This window comes from Blastococcus haudaquaticus (assembly GCF_900230285.1).
GTDB lineage: Bacteria > Actinomycetota > Actinomycetes > Mycobacteriales > Geodermatophilaceae > Blastococcus_B > Blastococcus_B haudaquaticus.
On record NZ_OCNK01000003.1, the window covers coordinates 411486 to 438482 of the forward strand.

Genomic DNA, 26997 nt, shown 5'->3' on the forward strand with positions numbered 1-26997 from the left:
GGCGGCACACCTCACAGGAGGTGTGCCGCCGTCGATGCGTTCGGCGACCCGGAGGGCCGGGCGGATGGGTTAGTGGTGCGGCGTCTCGGTCTTGGCGCGCTCGATCGAAGCGAGGATCTCCGCCTCGGCCTCTTCGCGACCGACCCAGTTGGCGCCCTCGACCGACTTTCCCGGCTCGAGGTCCTTGTAGGTCTCGAAGAAGTGCTGGATCTCCAGGCGGTCGAACTCCGACACGTCGGTGAGGTCCCGCAGGTGCGACTGGCGCGGGTCCGTCGCCGGCACGGTGAGGACCTTGTCGTCGCCGCCGGCTTCGTCGGTCATCCGGAACATGCCGATGGCCCGGACGGTGATCAGGCACCCGGGGAACGTCGGCTCCTCGAGGAGGACCAGGGCGTCGAGCGGGTCGCCGTCCTGTCCCAGGGTGTTCTCGATGTAGCCGTAGTCGGCCGGATATCGGGTGGAGGTGAAGAGCATCCGGTCCAAACGGATGCGGCCGGTGGCGTGGTCCAGCTCGTACTTGTTCCGCTGGCCCTTCGGGATTTCTACCGTCACGTCGAACTGCACCCGCCTAGTCTGGCCCACGGTGGCCCCGCGCGTTTCGCGGAGGTCACCTTTTGGGGGGTGGGCGACATCGCGTCGAACGGTTCGACGATGGTCACAGCGAAGACCGGACGCTTCCGTCGGCGCCTCGCGATGGGGGTCATCGGGCTCGTCCTGCTCCTCATCGGCGGCGTCGTTGGTGTCGGCGTGCTCCTCACCCGCGGGGGAGGGGACGACCCGACCGAGGCCGTCGCCGTCCCGGATGCCGAGCTCCCCGACCTGGGCGATGCCGCGCCGGTCCTCGCCTCGCTGGGCAGCGACGCCCCGGCCCCCGACCCGGGCGTCCTCAGCAGCCGGCTGACCCCGCTGCTCGCCACCGCCGGCCTCGGCACCGGTGTCTCCGCGGAAGTGGTCGACGTCGCCACCGGCGACGTGCTGCTGGACCTGGACGCCGAGGACCCCGCCGTCCCGGCATCGACGACGAAGCTCCTGACCGCCGCGGCCGCCCTGGTCACGCTCGATCCCGCCGACACGCTGACCACGACCGTGGTCGCCGGGTCCACCCCGGGCGAGGTCGTCCTGGTCGGCGGCGGCGACCCGACCCTGTCGCGCACCGCGCCGTCGCAGACCTACCCCGGTGCCCCGACGGTGGCCGACCTCGCCACCCAGGTGGTCGCGGCCCTGCCGGCCGGCACCCCGGTCACCCGGATCGTCGTCGACAACTCGCTGTTCAGCGGCGCCCTGACCGCGCCGGGCTGGGGCGCGGGCGACGCCCCGTCCACGTACGCGGCGCCGGTCACGGCGACCGCCGTCGACGGCGCCCGCGTCAGCCCCGGCTCGCTCGCCCGCAGCGGTCAGCCCGGCATCGACGCCGGATCCGCGCTCGCCGACGCGCTGGGCGCGCCCGGCGCGGCGGTCGTCCTCGGCGAGGCGCCTCCCGGTGCGGAGACGCTCGCCACTGTCGAGTCCGCGCCGATCGCCCGGTTGGTCGAGCAGGCGCTCTCGATGTCGGACAACATGCTCGCCGAGGCCCTGCTCCGGCAGGTCGCGATCGCGCGGGACCGGCCGGCCACCTTCGAGGGCGGGGCCCAGGCGGTCATCGAGTCGCTGAGCGAGGCGGGCATCGACATGACCGGTGTGGTGCTCTCGGACGGCAGCGGCCTGTCGCAGGCCGACCGCATCCCCGCCGGCGTGCTCACCGCCGTCGTCGCCGGTGCCGCCGACGGCAGCCTGCCCGGTGCCTCGGCGCTGCTGTCCGGACTCCCGGTCGCCGGCTACGACGGCACGCTCTTCGACCGGGGCGACGCGGGCGCCGCACCCGGCACGGTCCGCGCCAAGACCGGCACGCTGCTCGGGGTCCACGCCCTCGCGGGAACGGTGGTCACCAGCGACGGACGGCTGCTGGCCTTCGCGGTCGTCGCCGACGGCTCGGGCAACGAGGCCGCCGCGGAGAACGCCCTGGACGACGTCGCCGCGGCGCTCGCCGGCTGCGGCTGCCGCTAGCGCTGCCGACCGGGCGGCGCGCCCTCGCCGCCGCGTACGGTGAGGCGATGAGCAGCGCCTCCTCGATGGTCGACTGGGAGCTCGCCGGACGCACGGCCCGCCGGCTGATCAGCGCGGGACCCGCGACGACGCGGGAGGAGGCCGCCGGCGTCGTCCGGGACCTGCACGAGGCCGCCGCCGTCGCCGTCGCGCACGTCGAGAAGCTGACCGGCCTCTCGCCGGTTCCCGGGGGGCCGGTTCCCGAGGTCGCGGTCGTCGACCGCCCGGGCTGGGTGGACGCCAACACCCACGGCATGGCGGCCCTCCTCGACCCGCTGGTCGAGGCGCTGGCCGCCAAGCAGGACAGCCGCCCCGGCGCCATCGCCACGGCGATCGGCTCGCGGGTCACCGGCGCGCAGGCCGGCGGCATCCTCGCCTTCCTGTCCTCCCGCGTCCTCGGCCAGTACGAGATCTTCGGGACCGGCGGCCGGCTGCTGCTCGTCGCCCCCAACATCGTGGCCACCGAGCGGAAGCTCGGTGTCGACCCGGCCGACTTCCGGCTCTGGGTCTGCCTGCACGAGGCCACCCACCAGCTGCAGTTCACCGCGGTGCCCTGGCTGAAGGGGCACCTCGAGGGCGAGATGGCGAAGTTCATCGAGGCCACCGACCTCACCACCGACGTCCTCCGCGAGCGGCTGCAGGACGTCCTGCGCAGCCTCACCGACGCCGTCCGCGGCGGCGAGGGGGAGTCGGAGGGCCTGATGGCGCTCGTGCGCGACCCCGAGCAGCGGGCCGTGCTCGACCGGGTCACCGCCGTGATGAGCCTCGTCGAGGGGCACGCCGAGTACGTCATGGACGGTGTGGGCCCGGACGTCGTCCCGACCGTGACGACGCTGCGCAAGCGCTTCGCCCAGCGGCGCAAGGGCCGCGGGCCGCTGGACCGCGTCCTCCGCCGCCTGCTCGGGCTGGAGCAGAAGATGAAGCAGTACGCGGAGGGCCGGGTCTTCGTGGGCGGCGTCATCGACCTGGTGGGCATGGAGGGCTTCAACCGCGTCTGGGAGGGCCCGGAGAACCTGCCGCGCATCGACGAGCTGACCGCTCCGGAGCGCTGGGTCGAGCGGGTGCACGGCCGCCCGGCCATCCCCGCCTGACCCGGGGCCGCACGACATGGCCGGCCCTCCCCGGGCGGTGGCGGTCCTCCGGCACGCCGTCCGGAACGGCCTGCGCAGCTCGGGCCGGCCGGTCCTGGTGGCCTGCAGCGGCGGTGCCGACTCGCTGGCGATGGCGGCCGCGCTCGCCTTCGAGGCACGGGACGCCGGGGTGCGGGTCGGCGGCGTGACCGTCGACCACGGGCTGCAGCAGGGGTCGGCCGAGCGGGCGGCCCGCACGGCGGAGCTGCTGCGCACCCTCGGCCTGGATCCCGTCCTGGTCCGGACGGCCGACGTCGGTGTCGACGGCGGACCCGAGGCGGCCGCCCGGATCGCGCGGTACGCCGTCCTCACGCGCGCGGCGCAGGAGCACGGTGCCCGCATCGCCCTCGGGCACACGCTCGACGACCAGGCGGAGACCGTGCTGCTGGGCCTCGGTCGGGGCTCCGGTCCCCGCTCGGTGGCCGGGATGGCGGAGGTCCGCGAGACGGGTGGCGTGTGCTGGTGGCGGCCGCTCCTGGGCGTCCGCCGCGCGACGGCTCGCCAGGCATGCGCCGACCAGGAGCTCCCGGTCTGGGACGACCCGTGGAACGTGGACCCGGCCTACACGCGGGTCCGGCTGCGGACCGAGGTCCTGCCCATCCTCGAGGAGGTGCTGGGCGGCGGCGTCGCCCCCGCGCTGGCCCGCACGGCAACGATGCTCCGCGAGGACCTCGAGGCGCTCGACGCGCTGGCCGCCGCGCAGCTCGAGCGCCTGAGCGGTGCGCACGACCTCCCCGCGGCCGGGACCGCAGCCCTGCCGACGGCGCTCCGCACCCGGGTGCTGCGCGGCTGGCTGCGGGCCGCGGGCGTCCCCGACCTGCAGGCGGTGCACCTGGCCGCCGTCGACGCCTTGCTGGTCCGCTGGCGGGGGCAGGGGAGGGTCGACCTACCGGGCGGCGCGGGCGTCGTCCGGACGTCTGGCAGGCTGGTCATGCAGCGCCCGGAGGACCGGGTCGCGCCACCCCCGCACTCCGAGGAGCCCTCAGCGTGAGCGAGTCTGCGACCACTCCCGGGGCCCTCGGCCCCGACCACGGGTACGGCCCGGACATCGACCACGTCCTCCTGAGCGAGGAGCAGATCCAGGAGAAGATCGGCGAGCTCGCGGCGCAGATCGCCGCCGACTACGCCGGCAAGGAGGTCCTGCTCGTCGGCGTCCTCAAGGGCGCGGTGCTGTTCATGAGCGATTTCGCGCGGGCGCTCCAGCTGCCCACGCAGATGGAGTTCATGGCCGTCTCGTCCTACGGTTCGGCCACCAGCTCCTCCGGCGTGGTGCGCATCCTCAAGGACCTCGACCGGGACATCACCGACAAGCACGTGCTGGTGCTCGAGGACATCATCGACTCCGGCCTGACCCTGTCCTGGCTGCTCAAGAACCTCGGCGGCCGCCAGCCCGCCTCGCTCGAGGTGTGCGCCCTGCTGCGCAAGCCGGACGCGGTGAAGGTCGAGGTGCCGGTGAAGTACATCGGGTTCGACATCCCCAACGAGTTCGTCATCGGCTACGGCCTGGACTACGCCGAGCGCTACCGCGACCTGCCCTACATCGCCACGCTGAAGCCCGAGGTCTATGCCTAGTTGTTGTCCTGTCGTGGCGAGTGGGGCCCGGAGGGTCCCGCGCAGCCGCGACGCAGCGGCTCAACCGTGGTGGGGGACGGCACCTGGCCGCGGTGTCGGCCGGTAGGCCGACGATGGACATGGTCCCCACTCCTCCGGGCCAACCCTGCTCGTGGCCAGGGATTCCACAGGTGCCCCGGTGTACCGTCGATTCCGACGACGCTGCTCCCGGCGCCGGGGTCCCCGCCCGGATCGCACGTGGCGTCCCCGGACGATCAGGAGGGTCGACGGGCAGTCCGGTTCTCCCGGCGCCCGGCATCGGTGTATGGAACGTAAGAAGATCTTCCGCTCGGTGTGGTTCTGGGTCGTCCTCGTCGTCCTGGTGGCCCTGACGTTCTCGTCCTTCTTCAGTGGGAACGGGGGCTTCAAAGAGGTCTCGACCTCCGTGGCGCTCGCCCAGTTCCAGGACGGCAACGTCGAGTCCGCGACGATCAACGACAAGGAGCAGACGCTCGACCTCGAGGTCGGCGACGAGGTCCAGGGCAGCGACAAGATCACCGCGTCCTACCCCCTCGGCGCCTCCGAGGACGTCTACGACCTGGTCACCGGCCAGGGTGACGTCGACGCCGTCGACTTCGACACCAACGTCACCCAGCAGAGCCTCCTGGTCAGCCTGCTGGTCAGCTTCCTGCCGTTCCTGATCCTCCTGCTCCTGCTGTTCTGGCTCTTCAACTCCATGCAGGGCGGCGGCCGCGGCGTCATGCAGTTCGGCAAGTCCAAGGCCAAGCAGGTCACCAAGGACACCCCGAAGACGACGTTCTCCGACGTCGCCGGCGCCGACGAGGCCATCGAGGAACTCCACGAGATCAAGGAGTTCCTGCAGAACCCGGTCAAGTTCCAGGCCGTGGGCGCGAAGATCCCCAAGGGCGTGCTGCTCTTCGGTCCTCCCGGGACCGGCAAGACGCTGCTGGCCCGGGCCGTGGCCGGCGAGGCCGGGGTGCCGTTCTTCTCGATCTCGGGCTCGGACTTCGTCGAGATGTTCGTCGGCGTCGGCGCCAGCCGCGTCCGCGACCTGTTCGAGCAGGCCAAGACCAACGCCCCCGCGATCATCTTCGTCGACGAGATCGACGCCGTCGGCCGCCACCGCGGCGCCGGCATGGGCGGCGGCCACGACGAGCGCGAGCAGACCCTCAACCAGATGCTCGTCGAGATGGACGGCTTCGACGTCAAGGGCGGCGTGATCATGATCGCCGCCACGAACCGCCCGGACATCCTCGACCCCGCGCTGCTTCGTCCCGGCCGCTTCGACCGGCAGATCGCCGTCGACCGGCCCGACCTGCTCGGCCGCAAGGCAATCCTCTCGGTGCACGCCAAGGGCAAGCCGCTCGCGCCGGACGTCGACCTGGAGACCGTGGCCCGCCGGACCCCGGGCTTCACCGGGGCCGACCTGGCCAACGTCCTCAACGAGGCCGCGCTGCTCACCGCCCGGAACAACGGGTCGCTGATCACGGACGAGTACCTCGAGGAGGCGATCGACCGGGTCATCGCCGGCCCCGAGCGCAAGACGCGGGCGATGAGCGAGAAGGAGAAGAAGGTGACCGCCTACCACGAGGGCGGGCACGCTCTCGTGGCGCACGCGCTGCCGAACCTCGACCCGGTGCACAAGGTCACGATCCTGCCGCGCGGCCGCTCGCTCGGGCACACCCTGGTGCTGCCGACCGAGGACAAGTACACGCAGACCCGCTCGGAGATGATCGACACCCTGGCCTACGCCCTGGGCGGGCGGGCGGCCGAGGAGCTGGTCTTCCACGAGCCGACGACCGGTGCGGGCAACGACATCGAGAAGGCCACCTCGATGGCCCGCGCGATGGTCACCCAGTACGGGATGAGCGCCAAGCTCGGCGCGGTCAAGTACGGCAGCACCGACGCCGAGCCCTTCCTCGGCCGCGACATGGGCTCCCGGCCCGACTACTCCGAGGCCGTGGCCGCCGACATCGACGCGGAGATCCGCGCGCTGATCGAGGCCGCGCACGACGAGGCCTGGGAGATCCTGGTGGAGCACCGGCACGTGCTCGACCAGCTCGTCCTCGAGCTCATGGAGAAGGAGACGCTCTCCAAGGAGGACATGGACCGCATCTGCGCCCCGGTCACCAAGCGTCCCTCCCTCGCGCCCTACAACGGGTTCGGCAAGCGGACGCCGTCCGACCAGCCGCCGGTGCTCACCCCCGCCGAGGTGGCCGCGCAGAACGGCGGCGCGGTCAACGGCCACACGAGCGGGGCCACCCCCGTGGGCGACGTCGGGGCGCCCGCTCAGAGATGAGCGACCCGAGTCCGTCCGGTCAGGTGGACCAGGAACGGGCGGCCGCTGCCGTCCGCGAGCTGCTCCTGGCGATCGGGGAGGATCCCGACCGGCCCGGCCTGGCGGAGACGCCCGCCCGGGTGGCCCGGGCGTACGCCGAGACGTTCTCGGGCCTCTGGCAGGACCCGTACGAGATCCTCGGGACGACGTTCGACGAGGACCACGACGAGATGGTTTTGGTCAAGGACATCCCGATGTACTCGACCTGCGAGCACCACCTGGTCCCGTTCCACGGCCGCGCGCACGTCGGGTACATCCCGGCCGAGGACGGCCGGGTGACCGGCCTGTCCAAGCTGGCCCGGCTGGTCGAGGTGTTCGCGCGCCGCCCGCAGGTGCAGGAACGGATGACCCGCCAGATCGCGGACGCGCTGAACGACGTCCTCAAGCCGCGAGGCGTCATCGTCGTCATCGAGGCCGAGCACCTGTGCATGGCGATGCGGGGCATCCGCAAGCCCGGGTCGACGACGGTCACCTCCGCGGTGCGGGGCCTGTTCCGGGACAACCCGGCCACCCGGAGCGAGGCGATGAGCCTGGTGATGCGCGGGTGACGGTCGAGTGAGCCGGGACTACGGCCGGTGATCGCCCTCCCGCGACCCGGGCGGTGCGTCGTGATGGGCGTCCTGAACGTCACGCCGGACTCCTTCTCCGACGGCGGGTGCTTCGCCGACACCGCCTCGGCGGTAGCGCACGGTCTGGACATGCACGCCGCGGGGGCGGACTACGTGGACGTCGGCGGGGAGTCCACCCGGCCCGGCGCCGACCGCGTGGACGCCGACGAGGAGCGTGCCCGGGTGCTGCCGGTCATCCGCGAGCTGACGGCGGCGGGCGTGCGGACCAGCGTCGACACGACCCGGGCCGAGGTGGCCGAGGCGGCGATCGGGGCCGGCGCGAGCCTGGTCAACGACGTCAGCGGCGGCCTCGCCGACAAGAACATGGCCGAGCTGGTCGCCGAAGCGGGAGTGCCCTGGGTGCTCATGCACTGGCGCGGGCACAGCCGCGAGATGTACGCCGCCGCCCAGTACGGCGACGTGGTCACCGAGGTCTGCGCCGAGCTGACCGCGCGCGTCGAGGACGTCGTCGCTGCCGGTGTCGCGCCCGAGCAGCTGGTCCTCGACCCGGGGCTCGGCTTCGCCAAGCGCGCCGAGCACAACTGGTCCCTCCTGGCCGGGCTCGACCGGCTCGTCGGTCTCGGACTGCCCGTCCTGGTCGGGTCGTCCCGCAAGACGTTCCTCGGCCGGCTGCTCGCCGCACCGGACGGCGCGGTGCGGCCGGCCGAGCTGCGCGACGACGCCACGCTGGCCACAACCGTGCTGGCGGCCGAAGCCGGCGTGTGGGGCGTCCGCGTCCACGACGCGGCCGCCTCCGCCGACGCCGTGCGCACCGTGGCGGCCGTCCGTGCGGCACGGGGTACCGGTCGTGGCTGAGTCCTCCACCCGCCCCGACACCTCGGGCCCAGCTCCGGACCGGATCGCGCTGCGGGGCGTCCGCGGCCATGCGCACCACGGTGTCTACGCCTTCGAGCGCGAGCGCGGTCAGATGTTCCGCGTCGACGCCGTCCTGGAGCTGGACACGCGGGCCGCGGCGGCAGGCGACGACCTCGACAAGACCGTCAACTACGCCGAGCTCGCCCAGCAGCTGTACGCGGTGCTCACCGGTGAGCCGGTCAGCCTGCTGGAGACGCTGGCCGAGCGCCTCGCGCGGGTCTGCCTGGCCAACGCGCTCGTCGACGCCGTCGAGATCACCGTGCACAAGCCGCAGGCCGAGCTCGGTGTCCCCTTCGACGACGTCTCGGTCACGATCCGCCGGGCGCGCGCATGACCCGCGCGGTGCTCTCCCTCGGCGCGAACCTCGGTGACCGGGCCGGCGCGATCCGGGCCGCCATCACGGCGCTGAAGGACGACGGCCTCGTGGCCCGGTCGACGCTGTACGAGACCCCGCCCTGGGGCCCGGTCGAGCAGCCGCCGTACCTGAACGCCGTCGTCGTGGTCCGGGGCCCGCGGGACGCCGCGGGATGGCTCGCCCGCGCGCAGGAACTGGAGCAGGCCGCCGGTCGCACCCGCGAGGTGCGCTGGGGGCCCCGCACCCTCGACGTCGACGTCGTCACGGTGACCGAGGACGACGGCACGCCCGTGACCTCCGACGATCCACAGCTCACCCTGCCGCACCCGCGGGCCCACGAGCGCGCGTTCGTCCTGCTGCCGTGGTCGAGCCTGGACCCGGGGGCGGTGCTGCCGGGCAAGGGGCGGGTCGCCGACCTGCTGGCCGCCCTGCCGGCCGACGAGAAGCTGGCCGTCACGCGCTGGGACCACCTGCATTGACACCCGTCCGCCGCCGTGACCTGCTGGTCCTCGCTGCCGGCCTCGCCGTCGCCACCTGGCTGCTCGTCCGCACCTGGTACGGCGAGCTCCCTGCGCTGCAGTGGTGGCAGCCGCTGCCGCTGGCCGTGCTGGCGCTGGCGGAGGCGCTCGGGGCGCGCACCCTCAAGGCACGGCTCACCGCCCTCCGCGAGGCGCGCACCCGGTCGGGGACACCCGCCGCTGTGTCGCGCGACGTCCCCGTCCGGCCGGTCGAGCCGATGCTCGTCGCCCGCCTGGCCGTCCTCGCCCAGGCCAGCGCCTACGTGGGTGCGGTCTTCCTCGGCGTCTGGGCGGGTGTGCTGCTGCACGTCGGCCCCGCGGTGGGACGGCTGCAGGCGGCGTCGGGGGACACCGTCGCAGCGCTGATCGGCATCGTCGGGTCAGGGGCCCTCGTCGCCGCGGCGCTGTGGCTGGAATCGGTCTGCCGGGTCCCACCCCAGGAACAGGACCCCTCGGAGGGCGTCAGCGCCTAGCGCTACAGCTGGGCGGCCCCGGCGGTCTCGGGGACGCGTCCCTCCACCGACCGGCGCAGGGCGGCGTGCAGCGACTCGGGGGTCAGCACCCCGAGGAAGCGGTCCCCGTCGAGCACCGCCACCCAGCCGGCCTCGTGCTGCAGCATCGTGCTGAACGCCGCCTTGAGCGAGGCGTCCTGGGACACCCAGGCCTCCATGCGGCGGGCCGTCGTCGCCACCGTCCCCGCGCCCCGCGACCGCTCCGCCGACAGCCATCCGTGCAGGCGTCCGGCGTCGTCGAGGACGACGGCCCACCGCGCGCCGGTCCGCTCCATCGCGGCGCGCGCGTCGGCGAGACCGTCGGCGACGTGCACGACGGGCGGCTGCTCCAGATCCGCGGCGTCGATCCCGGTGACGGCGAGGCGCTTGAGCCCGCGGTCGGCGCCGACGAAATCGGCCACGAACGCGTTCGCCGGCCGGCCGAGCAGCTCGGCCGGGGTGGCGTACTGCTCCACGTGCCCACCCTGGCTCATCACGGCGATCCGGTCACCGATCCGCACGGCCTCCTCGATGTCGTGGGTGACGAACACGATCGTCTTGCGGACGGTCTGCTGGAGCCTCAGGAACTCCGACTGGAGCCGCTCGCGGACGACCGGGTCGACGGCGGAGAAGGGCTCGTCCACCAGCAGCACCGGAGGGTCGGCCGCCAGTGCCCGGGCCACCCCGGCTCGTTGGCGCTGGCCACCGGAGAGCTGCGCGGGATAGCGGTCGCCGTGCACGGCCGGGTCCAGACCGACGGTGGACAGCAGCTCGTCGACGCGCGCCCGGGTGCGGGCCCGGTCCCAGCCGAGCAGGCGGCAGACCGTGCCGACGTTGGTGCGCACCGTCTGGTGCGGGAACAGCCCGATGCTCTGGACGACGTAGCCGATCCGCCGCCGCAGTTCGTCGGGCCGGGCCCGGGTCACGTCCTCGCCGGCGATGAGGATGCGGCCGGTCGTCGGCTCGATCAGGCGGTTGATCATCTTCATCGTCGTCGTCTTGCCGCACCCCGACGGTCCGACGAGGACGGTGAGCTCGCCGGCGGCGAAGGTGAGGTCGAGCTCGGCCACCCCCACCGTGCCGTCGGCGAAGACCTTGCTGACGCCCTCCAGCCGGATCTCGGCGGCGCGGGTGCTCCCGTCCGGAGTCCTCGCGGAGTCCAGGGCCTGGGCAGTAGCGTCCACGACGTGGCCTTCCTGGACGGCGCCCGGTGAGCGCGGCTGGGGGCTCGGTGCTCGCACTCGACGAGGCGCCCAACCCGTGGTTCGACGGTGGCTACGTGACCGACAACTGGGACACCATCATGGGGTACCTGGGCGAGCACGTGCGGCTGACCGTCGGCGCGGTCCTGATCGGCGCCGCGATCGCGCTCCCGCTGGCGGTGGTGGCGCGCCGCAGCCGGTTCCTGGCCGGACCGGTGCTGGCGCTGTCCACGATCGTCTACACGATCCCGTCGCTGGCGATGTTCGCCTTCGTCTTCCCGTTCACGGGGCTGTCGGCGGAAACCGTGCTGATCGGCCTGGCCGCGTACTCCCTGGTCATCCTCGTCCGGAACTTCCTGACCGGCCTGCAGGGCGTCCCGGACGACGTCCGGGAGGCGGCGCGGGGCATGGGCTACGGGCCGCTGGGCCTGTTCTGGCGGATCGAGCTGCCGCTCGCCCTGCCGGCGTTCATGGCCGGGCTGCGGATCGCCACCGTGTCCACGGTCGCGCTGACCACCGTCGGGGTGCTGGTCGGGCACGGCGGGCTCGGCCAGCTCATCACCGGCGGCTTCAACGCCAACTTCTACCGGGCGGAGATCGTCACCGGGGCGGTGGGCTGCGTGCTGCTGGCGCTCGTCGCCGACGTGCTGCTGGCCGGCGTGGAGCGCCTGGTCACGCCGTGGGCCCGGGCGCGGACGTGAACGGCCTCGGCGACGCGGTCGTCTACCTCAACGACCCGTTCAACTGGACGCGGCCGAACGGCATCCTCGAACTGCTCGGCGAGCACCTGCGGATCTCGGTCATCGCCGTCCTGGCCGGGATCGTCGTCGCCGTCCCCGTGGGGATCGCCCTGGGCAGCGCCGGTCGCGGCCGCGGCGCGGTCGTGGTGCTGTCCAACGTCAGCCGGGCGGTCCCGACCCTCGCGCTGCTCACGTTGTTCGCGGTGAGCCCCATCGGCTTCGGGGCGACGGCGACCACGATCGCCCTCGCGGTCTTCGCGGTGCCGCCGATCCTGACCAACACGTACGTCGGCTTCCGCGGCGTCGACGCCGACGTCCGCGAGGCCGCCCGCGGCATGGGCATGAGCCGTGGGCAGATCGTGCGGCGGGTGGAGCTCCCGCTGGCGCTCCCGCTGGTGATGACGGGCGTGCGGACGGCGGCGGTGCAGGTCGTCGCCACCGCGTCCCTGGCGGCGCTGGTCGCGGGCGGCGGGCTCGGCCGCATCGTGGCGCTCGGCTTCGGCCAGCAGGACTACGGGCAGATCATCGCGGGGGCGTTCCTCATCGCAGTCCTCGCACTGCTCACCGAACTGCTGCTGGTCCTCCTCTCCCGGGCGGTCACCCCGGGCCGCCGCACGTCGCCGTTCTCGTCCGGCCGCCGGCACCCCGCTGCCGGACCGGAACCCACCGCGGCCGGTATGCCGCTCTGAGCGGTCCGCCGGGTCACCGTGCAGCAATGATGCGCGAACTCGATTGCGTTGTGCGCAATCGACGGTGTTCGATGGAGCCGCGGGAATCCTCTCGCCAGACACGCGTGACGGCCGGTCCGTCACGGGACACAGAAGGCGGGGCGTCCAACCATGCGCGCACGCACTCGGATCATCGCTCCTCTCGCTCTCGCGGTCGCCCTGACCGCGGCGTGCGGGGAGTCCGGTTCCTCCGGCAACGGGGGAGATGAGGACACCGGGGGCAGCGCGGCCGCCGGTGAGACCTGCGCTCCCGTCCCGGGCGACCAGCTCGTCGCACTCGAGGACGACAAGAACCTCCAGCTGGCCGACAACGTCCTCCCCGCGGTCAACGCGCAGACGGCGCAGTCGCAGCCGGCGCTGCTGCCGGCCCTGAACGCCGTCTCGGCGGCGCTGACCACCGAGGACCTGGTGGAGATGAACGCTGCCGTCGACGTCGAGCGGCAGAGCGCGGAGGAGGTCGCCGCGGCCTGGGTCGAGGAGAACGGCGTCACCGAGGGGCTGGAGCAGGGGAGCGGGGCGGTCGCGGTCGGCGGCGCCGGCTTCACCGAGTCCACGATCCTGGCCAACATCTACGCCGAGGTCCTCGGGGCCGCCGGCTTCGACGCCTCCGTCCGCGAGGTGGGCAGCCGGGAGCTGTACCTGCAGGCCCTGATCGACGGCGCCGAGATCCAGGTCTTCCCCGAGTACCTCGCCACCGTCACGGAGTTCCTGGAGGGCGACGAGGCGAACCAGGTGGCCAGCCCCGACGCCGACGAGACCCTGGCGGCCCTCCAGCCGCTGGCCGAGACGAACGGCCTGGCCTTCGGCACGCCGTCCGAGGCGGTCGACCAGAACGCGTTCGCCGTGACCCAGGCGTTCGCCGACGAGCTGGGTGTCACCACCCTGTCCGAGCTGGCCGAGGCCTGCGGTGACGGTTCCCTGATCCTCGGCGGCCCGGCCGAGTGCCCGGAGCGCCCGTTCTGCCAGCTGGGTCTCGAGGAGACCTACGGCCTGGAGTTCGCCGAGTTCCAGGAGTACGGCGACACCGGCGGTCCGCTGACCAAGGCCGCCATCCAGCAGGGCGAGGTCTCGATCGGACTGATCTTCAGCTCCGACGGCGCCCTCGCCCAGGGCTAGTACCAGCCGCCGGGGGGCAACTGCTCCCCGGCGGCGACCGGGGTCGGCACCCGGTTGCCCTCGGGGGCCAGGGGGCACGACCAGCCCGGGTCGTAGGTGCAGGACGGGTGGTAGGCGAAGTTGAGGTCGACCACCAGCCGGGAGCCGTCGCCGCCCAGGTCGGCACCCTTGATCGTGTCGAGCAGGTAGCGGCCGCCGCCGTACGTGGTGGTCCCGGCGGTGCCGTCGCGAAGGGGCAGGAAGACCCCGCCGCCGTACCCGCCCAGCCACCACACGTCCAGCCGGCCCACGTGGTCGTGTCCCTGCCCGCCCAGCGTCACGGTGCCGATCCGGTCGAGGGGCACCGTCCCGTCGTCGGCGGTGGGCACCTCCAGCCGACGGGGCCCGGCGGGCTCGAGGACCGCCTCGAACCGGAGCGCGGGGTCGTAGCCGGCGTAGGGCAGCCCGGTGAACGCGGCGCGCGCCGACTCCCCGAGCGGGGAGTCGGGATGACCGGCGAACAGCTCGTCCCGGCCGTCGCGCCACGTCCGCCAGCCCGTCTCCGGATCGCCCGCGGCGCGGGCCGCGGCGTACAGGGCGGCCACGTCCCGGCGCCACCCGAGCAGGGTGAGGGTCACAGCGCCACTCTGGCAGCAGCGTCCGGCGACAGCTCGGTCACGACCGAAAAGTCCTCCCGGAGGACGGTCGCTTCCGCCGCTACGCTGGGCCCATGCCCCTGCGCGAGGACGACGTCGCTCCTCGCAGTGGTGCCCTCGACCGCCGCACGATGGTCCAGGCCGGCGGTTTCGCGCTCGCCATCGCGGCCACGCTCGCGGTCTTCCTCACCGACAACGCGCAGGTCCTCCGGCTCGCCGTCGTGGGTGTGGCCTGGGCGTTCGTCCTGGCCACGTTCGCGGCCGGCGCCCGGTCCACCGACCGGGCGGCCGCGCGGGCCCGCGAGACCGAGCTGCGCCGGGCCTACCAGGCCGAGCTGGAGCGCGAGGTCGCCGCGCGCCGCGAGTACGAACTGGAGCTCGAGGCCGACCTGCGCCGCGAGGCCGAGGACTCGATGCGCGCCGAGCTCGACGCGCTGCGCGAGGACCTGGCGGGGTTGAGCGACCTGCGCGACGAGGTCGCCCGTGTCGCCGAGCTGCGGACCGACCTCGCGGCCCTCCCCGCACTGCGCGAGGAGGTGGCGCGTGTCGCCGCCCTCCGCGACGACGTCGCGGCGCTGACCGGCCTGCGGCAGGACCTGGGCCAGCTGGCGGAGCTGCGGGCCGACATGGGCAGGTTCCGGCAGGAGCTGACCGAACAGCTGTCGAGCGAGATGCTCATCGAGCGCATCGTAATGCGCACCCAGGCCGGCCGGCCGGGCGCCGACCTGCACGACGCGCCGGGACGGACGATCGACGCGGCGATGCGGTGGGCCGACGACGCCCCGCCGCGGGAGCTGACCGGCGGCTGGCCGGCCGTCCGGCTCGACGAGCCGCGGGAGACCCGCCACGCCGAGCAGGTGCGGACCGAGCGGGCCGCCCGGCCGCCGGTGCCTCCGCCGCCCACACCGCAGTCCCGGCCCGTGCCGTCGCCGTCCTGGCGGCCCAGCTGGGAGTCCGACCCGGAGCCCCGGCGATCCCGGCAGGCACCGGCGACGGCGTCGTGGGAGAGCCTCGCGCCGTCCTCCTGGGAGACCCCGTCGACCGCCTCGTGGGAATCCGTGGGCCCGGAGCCGTGGGCCCATCCCGCGCCGCCCCGGGAGCAGGACCGGTGGTCGCCGATGCCGGAGGACCGGCGGGCACCGGTGAGCCGGGGCCGCGACGCCCTCGACGACGACACCCCGCTGTGGTCGCTCACCGGGCACGCCGACGCGGGCGCCTCCGCCCGCCACGACGCCGCACCGCTCCCACCGACCACCTCGTTCCCGATGACGCCCCGGTCGGACGACGTCCCGCGGACGACGTCGTCGCCCGCCGTCGCACCGCCGGTGGCTGCCCCTGAGCCGTTGCCGTCGCCGATGGAGTGGCTGGCCGCGCGCTCGCTGCTCGACGCGGAGCCGACGTCCTTCCGTCCGGAGGTGCCTCCGCATCGGCGCCGTGGGGACGACGTGCCGGCAGATCCGATGGTGGCCACGACCATGCAGCGCCCGGCCGTCCCGGCGAACCCGGGAGTGCGCGTCGACGACCGCGGTGGCTACCGCGTCCGCGTTCCGGAGCCGCCGGCCGAACCGTCCCGACCGCCGTCCCAGGAGAAGCGGCTGTCCGACATCCTGGCCGAGAACGGGGTGACCCCCAGTTCCGGCGGGCGGCGCCGTCGTCGCTACCGGGACGAGGACGAGCCGGACGACGTGCTCGCCCGGGTGCTCCGCACCGACTGACTCTCAGCGGCCGCGCGAGAGCCGGCCGCCGTCCAGCACGAGCGTCTGCCCGGTCACCCAGCCGGCCCCGTCGCCGAGCAGGTAGGCGGCGGCCTCGCCGACGTCCTCCGGCACACCGAGCCGCCCGACCGGGTACTCGGCGGCCACCGCCTCCTCCCGCCCCTCGTACAGGGCGCCGGCGAACCGGGTCTTCACCACGGCCGGGGCCACGGCGTTGACCCGGACCGTCGGCCCCAGTTCGACGGCGAGCTGCGTCGTCAGGTTGATGACGGCGGCCTTGCTCACGCCGTAGGCCCCGATGTTCTCCGACGACCGGAGGCCGGCCACCGAGGCGACGAAGAGGACCGAGCCGCCGTGCTCGGACATCCAGGCCTGCCACGCCTCCTGCACCAGACCGAGGGAGGACACCACGTTGGTGTCGAGGATCTTGCGGAAGGCGTCGAGATCCAGGTCGGTCAGGGGCCCGTAGACCGGGTTCACCCCGACGTTGCCGACCAGCATGTCGAGACTGCCGAAGGTCTCCACCGCCGTGCGCACCGCCTGTGCGCGGTGCGCGGCATCGCCGGCGTGGCCGGCCACCGCCACGGCGACCTCCGGCCCGCCCAGGCTCTCCACCGCCTCGGCGAGGGCGTCGGGCTTGCGCGCGGTGACGACGACGCGCGCCCCCCGGTCCACCAGGCTCCGCGCGATCGCCAGCCCGATCCCCCGGCTGCCACCCGTCACCAGCGCCGTCCGGCCGTCCATCTCGCCCACGTGGTGCTCCCGTCGTCCGTCTCCCGAGTCGCCCCACGCTAGGGCCGGTCCGTCCCACCCGTCCGGGTGGGCCCGAGCGTTGCGTGAGGCACGACACAGTCGCCAGACGTTGCGGCCCGCCGGAACCGGTCACACACTCGCCATCGGCGGTCGACCTGCGCGACACATCCGGTTGCAGCGGGACGGCGCCACCAGCACGGCCGCACCACCGCACGACCCAGGCGGTCCCCGACGACGAGGGCCGCGACCGACGTCCGGTACCCGCGAGGGACTGGAACGAGAGGTGCACCGATGCCTGCACGCCGCAGGAACGTTCGTGCTGCCGGCCTGGAACCGGCCGCTCACGCGCCCGCCCGCCTCCGCGTGGGCGTCATCGGCGCCGGCCGGGTGGGTGCCGTGCTCGGCGCCGCTCTCGCCGCCGCCGGCCACGAGGTGGTCGCCGCCTCCGGGCTCTCCGCCGCCTCCGCCGAGCGCGCTGCCCGGCTGCTCCCCGGCACGCCGCTGGTCCCCGCCGACGAGGTCGTCGCCGCCTCCGACCTGGTGGTCCTCGCCGTTCCCGACGACACGCTCGCCGGCCTGGTCTCCGGGCTCGCCGGGACCGGCGCCTGGCGGGCCGGCCAGCTCGCGTTCCACACGTCCGGCGCCCACGGCCTGGCCGTCCTGGCCCCGGCCGAGCAGGCCGGTGTCCTGCCCCTGGCGCTCCACCCGGCGATGACCTTCTCCGGCGCCCCGGAGGACGCCGACCGGCTCACCGGCGCCCCGTTCGGCGTCACCAGCCGCCCCGAGTTCCGCCCGGTGGCCGAGACACTCGTCCTCGAGATGGGCGGCGAGCCGTTCTTCGTCGCCGAGGAGGACCGGCGGCTCTACCACGCGGCCCTGGTCACCGGCGCCAACCACCTCGTCACCCTCGTCGCCGAGGCGGCCGACCTGCTCCGCGCGGCCGGCGTTCCCGACCCGGCCCAGGTACTGGCGCCGCTGCTCACCGCCGCCCTGGACAACGGCCTGCGCCGCGGCGACCGCGGGCTGACCGGCCCGGTCAGCCGGGGGGACGTCGGCACGGTGCGGGACCACCTGGAGACCCTCGCCGACCGTGCGCCCGACTCCGTGGCGTCCTACGTCGCCATGGCGAGGCGGACGACCGAGCGGGCGCTCGCTGCCGGCCGGCTCAAGCGGCACGAGGGCGCGCCCCTGCTCGACCTCCTGGCGCGCGACGAGACCCCCCTCCGGTGACCGCCGTGGTCACCACGCCCGCTGTCGCCGAGACCGTCGACGAGCTGCGCGCCCTGCTGGCCGGGCTCCCCGGGCCGGTCGCGCTGGTGCCGACGATGGGCGCGCTGCACGAGGGGCACCGGACACTGGTCCGCGCCGCTCGCGAGCAGGCGGCCACCGTCGTCGTCTCGGTGTTCGTCAACCCGACGCAGTTCGGTCCCGGCGAGGACTTCGACCGCTACCCGCGCACCTGGGACGCCGACCTCGCCGCGCTGGCCGAGGAGCGCGCCGACGTGGTGTTCCACCCGCCGGTCGACGAGGTCTACCCGCCCGGTGCGGTCGGGGTGACCGTCGATCCGGGGCCGCTGGCGGCGGTGCTCGAGGGCGCTGTGCGGCCGGGCCACTTCGCCGGCGTGCTCACCGTCGTCGCCAAGCTGTTCGGCCTCGTCCGCCCCGACCTCGCCCTCTTCGGCGAGAAGGACTACCAGCAGCTCACGCTCATCCGGGCGATGGCCCGCGAGCTGGCGCTCCCGGTCGGGGTCGTGGGCGTCCCCACCGTCCGCGAGGAGGACGGGCTGGCCCTGTCCAGTCGCAACCGCTACCTCGATCCGGCCCAGCGGTCGGCCGCCGCGACGATCTCCGCCGCCCTGCGCGCGGGTGCCGCCGCGGGTCCCGGCGGTGCCGACGCCGTCCTGGCCGCCGCCCGTGCAGTCCTCGACGCAGAGCCGGCGCTGCTCCAGGACTACCTCGAACTCACCGATACCGATCTGGGACCGGCTCCGGCCGCCGGCCCCGCCCGCCTGCTGGTCGCCGTCCGCGCCGGCAGCACCCGACTCCTCGACAACGCAGCCGTAGACCTGGGAGAGCCCCGATGATGCGCACGATGCTCAAGTCCAAGATCCACCGGGCGACGGTCACCCAGGCCGATCTGCACTACGTGGGCTCGGTGACGATCGACGAGGACCTCCTGGACGCCGCCGACCTGCTCCCCGGTGAGCAGGTCGCGATCGTCGACATCACCAACGGCGCCCGCCTGGAGACCTACGTGATCCCCGGCGAGCGCGGCAGCGGCGTCATCGGGATCAACGGGGCCGCCGCCCACCTGGTCCACCCGGGCGACATGGTGATCATGATCAGCTACGGCGTCATGGACGAGACCGAGGCGAAGAGCTACATCCCCAAGGTCGTGCACGTCGACGGCGCCAACCGCATCGTCGAGCTCGGGGGCGACCCGTCGGCTCCGGTACCGGGAGCGGCCGACCAGCAGCGCAGCGACCTCGGCGTCCCCGTCCGGTGACCCGCAGGGCCACAATGGCCATTTCGGCCCTCCGAACGGTGGACTGAGCCGTGCTGCTCACCGTTGACGTCGGCAACAGCCAGACTGTCCTCGCCACGTTCGACGGCGAGGAGCGGGTCGACTGCTGGCGGGTGACCACCGCGCCGCGGGCCACCGCGGACGAGCTGCGGATGCTGTGGCGCGGGCTCATGCGCGACAGCGAGATCACCGGCGTCGCCGCCTGCTCCACCGTGCCCGCGCTGCTGCCGTCACTGCGCCAGCTGCTGGACTCGCTGGAGGTGCCGGTCGTCCTGATCGGGCCGGGCGTGCGGACCGGCGTCCCGCTGCACGTGGACAACCCGCGTGAGGTCGGATCGGACCGGGTCGTGACGGCGCTGGCCGCCCACGAGCTGTTCGGCCGCTGGCCCGACGGCCGCGGCCGGCCGGTCGTCGTCGTGGACTTCGGCACCTCCACCAACGTCGACGCCATCGGCCCGGACGGACAGTTCCTGGGCGGGGCGCTCGCGCCGGGCGTGGAGGTCAGCCTGGATGCGCTGGCCACCCGGGCCGCGCAGCTGCGATCGGTGGAGCTCACCGTCCCGGCCCAGGCCATCGGGAAGAACACCGTCGCGGCCCTCCAGTCGGGTCTCGTGCTCGGTTTCGCCGGCCTGGTCGACGGGCTGGTCGCCCGGATCGCGGCGGAGATCGTCGCCCAGTTCGGAGCGGCGCCGGTCGTCGTGGCCACGGGCGGGCTCGCGCCGCTCGTCGTCGACAGCTGCCGCTCCATAGGCGAGCGGGAGCCCGACCTGACCGTCCACGGCCTGCGACTGGCCTTCCAGCGCCACCAGGCCAGGTAGTTCCGCGCGGAGCGGGGCGATCCGCTGCCCGTAGGCTCTGCCCCCGTGAGTGAAGGCCCCGCCGTACCGGACACCGACGAGTCAGCTCCTGAAGAGCTTCCCGAGCAGATGCGGGTCCGGCGGGCGAAGCTGGACCGCCTCCGCTCGAGCGGCACCGACCCCTACCCGGTGGCCGTCGCCCGCACGACGACCCTCGCCGCCGTCCGGGCCGCGCACCCCGACCTCGAGCCGGACACGATGACGGGTGAGACGGCCGGTGTCACGGGCCGGGTCATCTTCTTCCGGAACACCGGCAAGCTCTGCTTCGCCACGCTCCGGGAGGGCGACGCCGAACTGCAGGTCATGCTCTCGCGAGACCGCGTGGGGGAGGAGTCCCTGGCCGCGTGGAAGGCCGACATCGACCTCGGTGACCACGTCCTGGTCACCGGCGAGGTCGGGACGTCGCGCCGCGGCGAGCTCTCGGTGTTCGCCGACTCCTGGCAGCTGACCTCGAAGTCGCTGCGGCCGCTCCCGGTGGCACACAAGCCGATGAGCGAGGAGTTGCGGGTCCGCCGTCGCTACGTGGACCTCATCGTCCGCGACGAGGCCCGCCGCACGGTCCGTCAGCGGGCCACGGTCATGTCGACGCTTCGGGCGGGGCTCTCCTCGCGCGGCTTCCTCGAGGTCGAGACCCCCATGCTGCAGACGGTGCACGGCGGGGCGGCGGCCCGGCCGTTCCGCACGCACATGAATGCATTCGACCTCGACCTGTTCCTGCGCATCGCGCCCGAGCTGTTCCTCAAGCGCTGCATCGTGGGCGGGCTGGACCGGGTCTTCGAGATCAACCGGAACTTCCGCAACGAGGGCGCCGACAGCTCGCACTCCCCGGAGTTCGCGATGCTCGAGACCTACCAGGCGTACGCGGACTACCAGGTGATGGCGACCCTCACTCGCGAGCTCATCCAGGAGTGCTGTCTGGCCCTCTTCGGTGACCACGTGGCCCGGCACCACGACGGCACGGAGGTCGACCTGTCGGGGGAGTGGCCGCAGGTGCCGCTGTACTCCGTCGTGTCCGACGCCGTCGGCGAACCGGTGACCCCCGAGACGCCGATCGAGCAGCTCCGCGCGATCGCCGAGGCGCACGACGTCGGTGTCGACCCGGCGTGGTTGCCGGGCAAGGTCGTGGAGGAGCTCTTCGAGGCCCTGGTCCAGGACACCCTGCAGGCGCCGACCTTCGTCATCGACTACCCGGTGGACACCTCGCCTTTGACGCGGGCGCACCGCTCGACGCCCGGGGTGGCGGAGAAGTGGGATCTCTACATCGGCGGGATCGAGCGGGCCACCGCCTACTCGGAGCTGGTCGACCCGGTCGTGCAGCGGGAACGGTTCACCGCGCAGGCGGCGCTCGCCGCGGCCGGCGATCCCGAGGCCATGGCACTGGACGAGGACTTCCTCGAGGCATTGGAGTACGGAATGCCGCCGACCGGCGGTATGGGTATGGGTATGGACCGGTTGATGATGACCCTCACCGGTCTCGGAATTCGGGAGACCATCCTCTTCCCACTGGTACGCCCTATCGCCCAGCAGTGACGAAAAACAGTGGAACCGGGATGAGTCGTTTCACACCAAGGAGCAGCATCGCGCACAGTGCGCCCTGAATGGCGCCGCACTGTGATGTAATGGCTTCTGTCGCCCGCCGGGCGTCACTTTGAGTTCGACTCCCGGGTCGCTGTGAAATGAGGAATGGCATATGGCACGCAAGGTTCAGGTCATCTTGAGCGACGACCTCGACGAGAACCTCCCGGCCGACGAGACGGTGAGCTTCTCCCTCGACGGCACCTCGTACGAGATCGACCTGGCGGACAAGAATGCCAAGGAGATGCGCGACGCGTTCTCCCGCTATGTCTCCGCCGCCCGCAAGGTGGGTCGCGGTACCCGCGCGTCCGGTGGCGGACGCAGCCGGGCCACCGGTGGCCGCATGGACCGCGAGCAGGCCGGTGCCATCCGGGACTGGGCCCGCAAGAACGGCCACAACGTGAGCGACCGCGGTCGCATCCCGGCCAGCGTCGTCGACGCCTACGAGGCCGCGCACTAAGGCTTCGTGCGGAGGCCTGGCCCGAGCTGCGAGGGCTGAGAGGCACGAGGTCCTTCCGGTCACCACTGTGACGTCTGGGGTGCCCGCGCGTGTCTGCGCGCCGATCGGCCCGGTTCCCTGTATGGGGGGACCGGGCCGTCGTCGTTCCCGGTGGTCGGTGGTCGCCGCAGCCACCCCACCTGCACGGATCAGGGCGTCCGCTGACGGCGTAACCGCACCGGAACAGGCGTCGGCCACCATCAGTTGGACCGGACAGCCACCCACCGTCCCGTGCACTCACGACAGGACGGCGTGGTCCGCGACTACAGTGGAATGACCGGTGCCCCCAGCGCCGACGGATGTCGGGTGCGCCTTCCCCAGCACAGGGAAGGACAGTGCCGGACCAGCCGGTCGAAGGAGAAGCAGCAGATGTTCGAACGGTTCACCGACCGAGCCCGCCGCGTTGTTGTCCTGGCCCAAGAAGAGGCCCGGATGCTCAACCACAACTACATCGGCACCGAGCACATCCTCCTGGGCCTGATCCACGAGGGTGAAGGCGTCGCTGCCAAGGCACTGGAGTCCCTGGGCATCTCGCTCGAGGGCGTCCGCCAGCAGGTCGAGGAGATCATCGGCCAGGGCCAGCAGGCCCCGTCCGGCCACATCCCCTTCACCCCGCGGGCGAAGAAGGTGCTGGAGCTCTCGCTGCGCGAGGCTCTGCAGCTGGGCCACAACTACATCGGCACCGAGCACATCCTGCTCGGCCTGATCCGCGAGGGCGAGGGCGTCGCCGCCCAGGTCCTCGTGAAGCTCGGCGCCGACCTCAACCGCGTCCGCCAGCAGGTCATCCAGCTGCTCTCGGGTTACCAGGGCAAGGAGCCGGCCGCGGCCGGCGGCCCCGCCGAGGGCACGCCGTCGACCTCGCTGGTCCTCGACCAGTTCGGCCGCAACCTGACCCAGGCCGCGCGCGACTCCAAGCTCGACCCGGTCATCGGGCGGGCCAAGGAGATCGAGCGGGTCATGCAGGTCCTGTCGCGGCGGACCAAGAACAACCCGGTCCTCATCGGCGAGCCCGGCGTCGGCAAGACCGCCGTCGTCGAGGGTCTCGCGCAGGCGATCGTCAAGGGCGAGGTGCCCGAGACGCTGAAGGACAAGCAGCTCTACACGCTGGACCTCGGCGCGCTCGTCGCCGGTTCCCGCTACCGCGGTGACTTCGAGGAGCGCCTCAAGAAGGTCCTCAAGGAGATCCGCACCCGCGGCGACATCATCCTGTTCATCGACGAGATCCACACCCTCGTCGGTGCGGGTGCCGCCGAGGGCGCGATCGACGCCGCCAGCATCCTCAAGCCGATGCTGGCCCGCGGTGAGCTGCAGACCATCGGCGCCACGACGCTCGACGAGTACCGCAAGCACCTGGAGAAGGACGCCGCTCTCGAGCGCCGCTTCCAGCCCATCCAGGTGGGCGAGCCGACGCTGCAGCACACCATCGAGATCCTCAAGGGTCTGCGCGACCGCTACGAGGCGCACCACCGGATCAGCATCACCGACGCCGCCCTGGTGGCCGCCGCGACGCTGGCCGACCGGTACATCTCCGACCGCTTCCTGCCCGACAAGGCGATCGACCTGATCGACGAGGCCGGCGCCCGGATGCGGATCAAGCGGATGACCGCCCCGCCGGACCTGCGCGAGTTCGACGACCGGATCGCCGGCATCCGCCGCGAGAAGGAGTCGGCGATCGACGCCCAGGACTTCGAGAAGGCCGCGTCCCTCCGCGACAAGGAGAAGACGCTGCTGTCGGAGAAGGCCGAGCGCGAGAAGCAGTGGAAGGCCGGCGACATGGATGTCGTCGCCGAGGTCGACGACGAGCAGATCGCCGAGGTCCTCGCCAACTGGACGGGCATCCCGGTCTTCAAGCTGACCGAGGAGGAGACCACGCGTCTGCTCCGCATGGAGGACGAGCTCCACAAGCGGATCATCGGCCAGGAAGAGGCCATCAAGAGCGTCAGCCAGGCGATCCGGCGCACGCGTGCAGGTCTCAAGGACCCGCGCCGTCCCGGTGGTTCCTTCATCTTCGCCGGCCCCTCGGGTGTCGGTAAGACGGAGCTGGCGAAGGCTCTGGCGCAGTTCCTGTTCGGCGAGGACGACGCGCTCATCCAGATCGACATGGGTGAGTTCCACGACCGATTCACCGTCTCGCGACTGGTCGGTGCCCCTCCCGGTTACGTCGGTTACGACGAGGGTGGGCAGCTGACCGAGAAGGTGCGGCGCAAGCCGTTCTCGGTGGTCCTCTTCGACGAGATCGAGAAGGCGCACGCAGATGTGTTCAACACGCTGCTGCAGGTTCTCGAGGACGGCCGGCTCACGGATGGTCAGGGCCGGATCGTGGACTTCAAGAACACGATCCTGATCCTCACGACCAACCTCGGTACCCGCGACATCTCGAAGGCCGTGGGTCTCGGATTCCAGGTCGGGAATGACACCCAGAGCAACTACGAGCGGATGAAGCTCAAGGTCAACGAAGAGCTCAAGCAGCACTTCCGGCCGGAGTTCCTCAACCGCATCGACGACATCGTCGTGTTCCACCAGCTGACCGAGAACGAGATCATCGAGATCGTCGACCTCATGGTCGCTCGCGTCGAGGGCCAGCTGGCGAACAAGGACATGGCGCTGGAGATCACCCCGGCCGCGAAGAAGCTGCTGGCGCACCGGGGCTTCGACCCGGTCCTGGGTGCCCGGCCGCTGCGCCGGACCATCCAGCGGGAGATCGAGGACGCGCTGTCGGAGAAGATCCTCTACGGCGAGCTGACCGCTGGTCAGATCATCGTGGTGGACGTCGACGACGCCGAGGGTGCCGCGCAGAAGTTCACCTTCCGCGGCGAGCCCAAGCCGATCGCCGTCCCCGACACCCCGCCGGTGGCCCTCACGGGCGCCGAGGGTGACGAGGAAGGCCCGGCGGCAGCCGCCGAGTAACTCCCCGGCACGACCGACGAGGGCCGTCCCCACCGCGAGGTGGGGGCGGCCCTCCGTCGTCCCCGGGGCCCCTCCGCCTCCGAGGGTCAGGGGCCGAAGTGGCCACTATGGCCCCTAGGCCGGCAGGCGGAAGAGGCCGTCGGCGGTCTGCTCGACCAGGCCGTCGGTGAGCAACGAGTCCAGGCAGCGGCTCCGCTGGATCGCGTCGTCCCACGCCGGCTCGAGGGTTGCCGCGTCCACCGGCTCGTGCGCGGCCCGGAGGACGTCGAGCAGCCGCCCCCGCACCTGGCGGTCGGTGCCAGCGAATTTTTGCACCCGCTTGGCCGGGCCGTCGTGTACCGGGGAGCCGGCGAGCCGCCAGGCGCACCGGTCCCGCACCGGACAGGCACCGCAGCGCGGCGTGCGGGCGACGCACACCAGTGCCCCGAGCTCCATGACGGCGACCGAGAACCGGGTCGCCCGCGCGGTGTCCGTGGGTGCCAGCGCTCCGATGTCGGTGAGATCCGCAGCGCGGGCGTTCCCTGCCTCCGCCCAGCCGTGCACGAGGCGGGCCACCACCCGGCGGACGTTGGTGTCCACCACCGGCTGGGGCTGCCCGTAGCCGAAGCACGCCACCGCCCGGGCGGTGTAGGTCCCGATGCCCGGCAGGGCCTCCAGCGCCGCTACGTCGTCCGGGACGACCCCTCCGTGCCGCTCCACCACGGCGACCGCCGTCTCGCGCAGCCGCAGGGCCCGGCGGGGATAGCCGAGCTTGCCCCAGGCCCGGATGACGTCCGCCGGCGCGACAGCCGCGAGATGGCCCGGCGTCGGCCACCGGTCCATCCACTCCCGCCAGACCGGTTCGACGCGGGCGACGGGGGTCTGCTGCAGCATCACCTCGCTGACCAGGACGGCCCACGCGTCGACGCCGGGCCGGCGCCAGGGCAGGTCGCGGGCGGCGCCGGCGTACCAGTCGACGATCGTGTCGCCGACCATCGCACCCCGGGGCGGGAGGCTGGTCACGGAGGACCAGTCTGCCGTCCGGGGGGAGCGGCGTGCCGACCCGACCCCGCCCGGCGGTGCCCACTACGGTTCCTCGCGTGTGGCACCCGGTCGGCGAGCTCCCGGCGCGCGTCTACTGGCGACGGCGGCTGGTCGTCCTGATCGTGCTGCTGGGCGTGCTCGGCGGTGCAGGATGGTTGGGGTTCACGCTCCTGGCGGGTCGGGACGACGACGCGGCGGCCTCGGATGCCTCCCGGCCGCTGCCCGAGCCGGCGCTGGCGCGCGTGGTGCCCTCGCTGAGCGCCGTCGCCACCCCGGACCCACCGCCGGTGACGCCGGCCGCTGCCGCGGCGCAGGCGGCCGCCCCGGCCCCGACCGCCGGCGGGTCGTGCACCGACGCCATGCTCGCCCTCGAGGTGCGCACGCCGCGCACGGCCGCCGTCGGCAGCAAGCCGACGTTCGAGCTGGCGGTCGGGAACGTCTCGGCGGTGCCCTGCGTCCGCCCGCTGGACAAGAACCTGCAGGAGATCGTCATGTTCGACGCCGCCGGCACGCGCGTCTGGGGGAGCAACGACTGCTTCCCCGAGGCCACGGTCGACGCCCGAACCCTCGCACCCGGTGAGGTGGTGACCGTCCCGCTCGTGTGGAGCGGACTCACCAGCGAGCCGACCTGCACCGCCGAGCGGGTCGCGCCGGCCCCCGGGACCTACGTGCTGCGCGCCCGGCTGGACACGAAGGTCTCCCCGGACGCCACCCTCGCCCTCGAATGACGCCCCCCGTCAGGAGACCGCTCCG

The 26997-nt window shown here is 73.1% G+C and carries 27 protein-coding genes; 22 read left to right on the forward strand and 5 right to left on the reverse strand.

From position 1 onward, the window contains the following. Positions 1 to 69 precede the first annotated feature (69 nt). Positions 70 to 564: an inorganic diphosphatase gene (locus CRP30_RS13385; protein ID WP_097184454.1), complete on the reverse strand. Its 495-nt coding sequence runs from the start codon at positions 562 to 564 to the stop codon at positions 70 to 72. Positions 565 to 651: 87 nt separating this feature from the next. Between CRP30_RS13385 and dacB the strand changes: the two genes are divergently transcribed. The 10 genes from dacB (at position 652) to CRP30_RS13435 (ending at position 9952) form a co-directional block, all read left to right on the forward strand. Next, positions 652 to 2043 carry a D-alanyl-D-alanine carboxypeptidase/D-alanyl-D-alanine endopeptidase gene (gene dacB, locus CRP30_RS13390; protein WP_235003383.1) on the forward strand — a complete coding sequence of 464 codons (1392 nt, stop codon included), beginning with the start codon at positions 652 to 654 and terminating at the stop codon, positions 2041 to 2043. A gap of 47 nt (positions 2044 to 2090) precedes the next feature. Then, a complete protein-coding gene (locus CRP30_RS13395) occupies positions 2091 to 3173 on the forward strand; it encodes a zinc-dependent metalloprotease (RefSeq protein WP_097184456.1) in 1083 nt (360 codons plus the stop codon). A gap of 16 nt (positions 3174 to 3189) precedes the next feature. Beyond that, positions 3190 to 4203: a tRNA lysidine(34) synthetase TilS gene (tilS, locus tag CRP30_RS13400; RefSeq protein ID WP_097184457.1), complete on the forward strand. Its 1014-nt coding sequence runs from the start codon at positions 3190 to 3192 to the stop codon at positions 4201 to 4203. Beyond that, complete coding sequence (hpt, locus tag CRP30_RS13405; RefSeq protein ID WP_097184458.1) at positions 4200 to 4784, forward strand: hypoxanthine phosphoribosyltransferase; 585 nt, start codon at positions 4200 to 4202, stop codon at positions 4782 to 4784. The genes tilS and hpt overlap by 4 nt, the downstream gene beginning before the upstream one ends. 304 nt (positions 4785 to 5088) lie before the next feature. Beyond that, a complete protein-coding gene (gene ftsH, locus CRP30_RS13410) occupies positions 5089 to 7083 on the forward strand; it encodes an ATP-dependent zinc metalloprotease FtsH (protein ID WP_097184459.1) in 1995 nt (664 codons plus the stop codon). After that, the gene (gene folE, locus CRP30_RS13415) at positions 7080 to 7670 is read left to right on the forward strand and encodes a GTP cyclohydrolase I FolE (protein ID WP_097184460.1); all 591 of its coding nucleotides are present in this window, start codon (positions 7080 to 7082) and stop codon (positions 7668 to 7670) included. The genes ftsH and folE overlap by 4 nt, the downstream gene beginning before the upstream one ends. A 63-nt stretch (positions 7671 to 7733) precedes the next feature. Further along, positions 7734 to 8546 (forward strand): dihydropteroate synthase, encoded by an 813-nt coding sequence (gene folP, locus CRP30_RS13420; RefSeq protein WP_097184461.1) that lies wholly within the window; start codon positions 7734 to 7736, stop codon positions 8544 to 8546. Then, positions 8539 to 8940, forward strand: a complete 402-nt coding sequence (folB, locus tag CRP30_RS13425; RefSeq protein WP_097184964.1) for a dihydroneopterin aldolase — start codon at positions 8539 to 8541, stop codon at positions 8938 to 8940. The genes folP and folB overlap by 8 nt, the downstream gene beginning before the upstream one ends. After that, a complete protein-coding gene (folK, locus tag CRP30_RS13430; RefSeq protein ID WP_097184462.1) occupies positions 8937 to 9440 on the forward strand; it encodes a 2-amino-4-hydroxy-6-hydroxymethyldihydropteridine diphosphokinase in 504 nt (167 codons plus the stop codon). Before folB ends, folK begins: the two co-directional genes overlap by 4 nt. Beyond that, positions 9437 to 9952 (forward strand): DUF3180 domain-containing protein, encoded by a 516-nt coding sequence (locus CRP30_RS13435; RefSeq protein ID WP_097184463.1) that lies wholly within the window; start codon positions 9437 to 9439, stop codon positions 9950 to 9952. Before folK ends, CRP30_RS13435 begins: the two co-directional genes overlap by 4 nt. 2 nt (positions 9953 to 9954) lie before the next feature. Here the strand turns inward: CRP30_RS13435 and CRP30_RS13440 are convergent, their stop codons facing one another. Then, entirely contained in the window at positions 9955 to 11154 is a 1200-nt protein-coding gene (locus CRP30_RS13440; protein ID WP_235003384.1) for an ABC transporter ATP-binding protein, read from the reverse strand. Positions 11155 to 11180: 26 nt separating this feature from the next. On the opposite strand from CRP30_RS13440, the gene CRP30_RS13445 reads away from it, so the two are divergent. The 3 genes from CRP30_RS13445 to CRP30_RS13455 all read left to right on the forward strand — a co-directional run bounded on the left by CRP30_RS13445 (position 11181) and on the right by CRP30_RS13455 (position 13756). Beyond that, the gene (locus CRP30_RS13445) at positions 11181 to 11873 is read left to right on the forward strand and encodes an ABC transporter permease (protein ID WP_200814740.1); all 693 of its coding nucleotides are present in this window, start codon (positions 11181 to 11183) and stop codon (positions 11871 to 11873) included. Then, positions 11852 to 12601: an ABC transporter permease gene (locus CRP30_RS13450; protein WP_235003385.1), complete on the forward strand. Its 750-nt coding sequence runs from the start codon at positions 11852 to 11854 to the stop codon at positions 12599 to 12601. Before CRP30_RS13445 ends, CRP30_RS13450 begins: the two co-directional genes overlap by 22 nt. A gap of 150 nt (positions 12602 to 12751) precedes the next feature. Continuing rightward, positions 12752 to 13756, forward strand: a complete 1005-nt coding sequence (locus tag CRP30_RS13455; protein ID WP_097184464.1) for a glycine betaine ABC transporter substrate-binding protein — start codon at positions 12752 to 12754, stop codon at positions 13754 to 13756. Here the strand turns inward: CRP30_RS13455 and CRP30_RS13460 are convergent. Continuing rightward, positions 13753 to 14373 carry a DUF1684 domain-containing protein gene (locus tag CRP30_RS13460; RefSeq protein WP_097184465.1) on the reverse strand — a complete coding sequence of 207 codons (621 nt, stop codon included), beginning with the start codon at positions 14371 to 14373 and terminating at the stop codon, positions 13753 to 13755. The two genes, CRP30_RS13455 and CRP30_RS13460, sit on opposite strands and share 4 nt — an antisense overlap. A gap of 92 nt (positions 14374 to 14465) precedes the next feature. Here CRP30_RS13460 and CRP30_RS13465 point away from each other — a divergent pair, with 92 nt between their 5' ends. Further along, the gene (locus CRP30_RS13465) at positions 14466 to 16106 is read left to right on the forward strand and encodes a DUF6779 domain-containing protein (RefSeq protein WP_097184466.1); all 1641 of its coding nucleotides are present in this window, start codon (positions 14466 to 14468) and stop codon (positions 16104 to 16106) included. A gap of 3 nt (positions 16107 to 16109) precedes the next feature. Here CRP30_RS13465 and CRP30_RS13470 read toward each other — a convergent pair whose 3' ends face one another. After that, positions 16110 to 16850, reverse strand: coding sequence for an SDR family oxidoreductase (locus CRP30_RS13470; protein ID WP_097184968.1), 741 nt, complete (start codon positions 16848 to 16850; stop codon positions 16110 to 16112). 300 nt (positions 16851 to 17150) lie between these two features. Here CRP30_RS13470 and CRP30_RS13475 point away from each other — a divergent pair, with 300 nt between their 5' ends. The 7 genes from CRP30_RS13475 (at position 17151) to CRP30_RS13505 (ending at position 25221) form a co-directional block, all read left to right on the forward strand. Continuing rightward, positions 17151 to 18089 carry a Rossmann-like and DUF2520 domain-containing protein gene (locus tag CRP30_RS13475; protein WP_097184467.1) on the forward strand — a complete coding sequence of 313 codons (939 nt, stop codon included), beginning with the start codon at positions 17151 to 17153 and terminating at the stop codon, positions 18087 to 18089. Next, entirely contained in the window at positions 18086 to 18943 is an 858-nt protein-coding gene (gene panC / locus CRP30_RS13480; RefSeq protein WP_097184468.1) for a pantoate--beta-alanine ligase, read from the forward strand. The genes CRP30_RS13475 and panC overlap by 4 nt, the downstream gene beginning before the upstream one ends. Before the next feature lie 8 nt (positions 18944 to 18951). Further along, the gene (gene panD / locus CRP30_RS13485; RefSeq protein WP_304528903.1) at positions 18952 to 19365 is read left to right on the forward strand and encodes an aspartate 1-decarboxylase; all 414 of its coding nucleotides are present in this window, start codon (positions 18952 to 18954) and stop codon (positions 19363 to 19365) included. Between the two features lie 50 nt (positions 19366 to 19415). After that, a complete protein-coding gene (locus CRP30_RS13490) occupies positions 19416 to 20201 on the forward strand; it encodes a type III pantothenate kinase (protein ID WP_097184470.1) in 786 nt (261 codons plus the stop codon). A gap of 45 nt (positions 20202 to 20246) precedes the next feature. Continuing rightward, positions 20247 to 21770: a lysine--tRNA ligase gene (gene lysS, locus CRP30_RS13495; RefSeq protein ID WP_097184471.1), complete on the forward strand. Its 1524-nt coding sequence runs from the start codon at positions 20247 to 20249 to the stop codon at positions 21768 to 21770. Positions 21771 to 21930: 160 nt separating this feature from the next. Beyond that, positions 21931 to 22275: a histone-like nucleoid-structuring protein Lsr2 gene (locus CRP30_RS13500; RefSeq protein WP_097184472.1), complete on the forward strand. Its 345-nt coding sequence runs from the start codon at positions 21931 to 21933 to the stop codon at positions 22273 to 22275. Between the two features lie 408 nt (positions 22276 to 22683). Next, positions 22684 to 25221, forward strand: coding sequence for an ATP-dependent Clp protease ATP-binding subunit (locus CRP30_RS13505; RefSeq protein WP_097184473.1), 2538 nt, complete (start codon positions 22684 to 22686; stop codon positions 25219 to 25221). Positions 25222 to 25335: 114 nt separating this feature from the next. Here the strand turns inward: CRP30_RS13505 and CRP30_RS13510 are convergent, their stop codons facing one another. Continuing rightward, positions 25336 to 26223: an iron-sulfur binding domain-containing protein gene (locus CRP30_RS13510; protein ID WP_304528904.1), complete on the reverse strand. Its 888-nt coding sequence runs from the start codon at positions 26221 to 26223 to the stop codon at positions 25336 to 25338. Positions 26224 to 26300: 77 nt separating this feature from the next. Here CRP30_RS13510 and CRP30_RS13515 point away from each other — a divergent pair, with 77 nt between their 5' ends. After that, positions 26301 to 26972 carry a MucR family transcriptional regulator gene (locus CRP30_RS13515; protein WP_097184474.1) on the forward strand — a complete coding sequence of 224 codons (672 nt, stop codon included), beginning with the start codon at positions 26301 to 26303 and terminating at the stop codon, positions 26970 to 26972. Positions 26973 to 26997: the final 25 nt, after the last annotated feature.

Excerpts from the sequence above, each read along its gene's own strand:
- dacB (WP_235003383.1), top strand. The coding sequence starts at position 652 with ATGGTCACAGCGAAGACCGGACGCTTCCGTCGGCGCCTCGCGATGGGG.
- CRP30_RS13395 (WP_097184456.1), top strand. The coding sequence starts at position 2,091 with ATGAGCAGCGCCTCCTCGATGGTCGACTGGGAGCTCGCCGGACGCACG.
- tilS (WP_097184457.1), top strand. The coding sequence starts at position 3,190 with ATGGCCGGCCCTCCCCGGGCGGTGGCGGTCCTCCGGCACGCCGTCCGG.
- ftsH (WP_097184459.1), top strand. The coding sequence starts at position 5,089 with ATGGAACGTAAGAAGATCTTCCGCTCGGTGTGGTTCTGGGTCGTCCTC.
- folE (WP_097184460.1), top strand. The coding sequence starts at position 7,080 with ATGAGCGACCCGAGTCCGTCCGGTCAGGTGGACCAGGAACGGGCGGCC.
- folP (WP_097184461.1), top strand. The coding sequence starts at position 7,734 with ATGGGCGTCCTGAACGTCACGCCGGACTCCTTCTCCGACGGCGGGTGC.
- folK (WP_097184462.1), top strand. The coding sequence starts at position 8,937 with ATGACCCGCGCGGTGCTCTCCCTCGGCGCGAACCTCGGTGACCGGGCC.
- CRP30_RS13455 (WP_097184464.1), top strand. The coding sequence starts at position 12,752 with ATGCGCGCACGCACTCGGATCATCGCTCCTCTCGCTCTCGCGGTCGCC.
- CRP30_RS13465 (WP_097184466.1), top strand. The coding sequence starts at position 14,466 with ATGCCCCTGCGCGAGGACGACGTCGCTCCTCGCAGTGGTGCCCTCGAC.
- CRP30_RS13470 (WP_097184968.1), bottom strand. The coding sequence starts at position 16,850 with ATGGACGGCCGGACGGCGCTGGTGACGGGTGGCAGCCGGGGGATCGGG.
- CRP30_RS13475 (WP_097184467.1), top strand. The coding sequence starts at position 17,151 with ATGCCTGCACGCCGCAGGAACGTTCGTGCTGCCGGCCTGGAACCGGCC.
- panD (WP_304528903.1), top strand. The coding sequence starts at position 18,952 with ATGCTCAAGTCCAAGATCCACCGGGCGACGGTCACCCAGGCCGATCTG.
- CRP30_RS13500 (WP_097184472.1), top strand. The coding sequence starts at position 21,931 with ATGGCACGCAAGGTTCAGGTCATCTTGAGCGACGACCTCGACGAGAAC.
- CRP30_RS13505 (WP_097184473.1), top strand. The coding sequence starts at position 22,684 with ATGTTCGAACGGTTCACCGACCGAGCCCGCCGCGTTGTTGTCCTGGCC.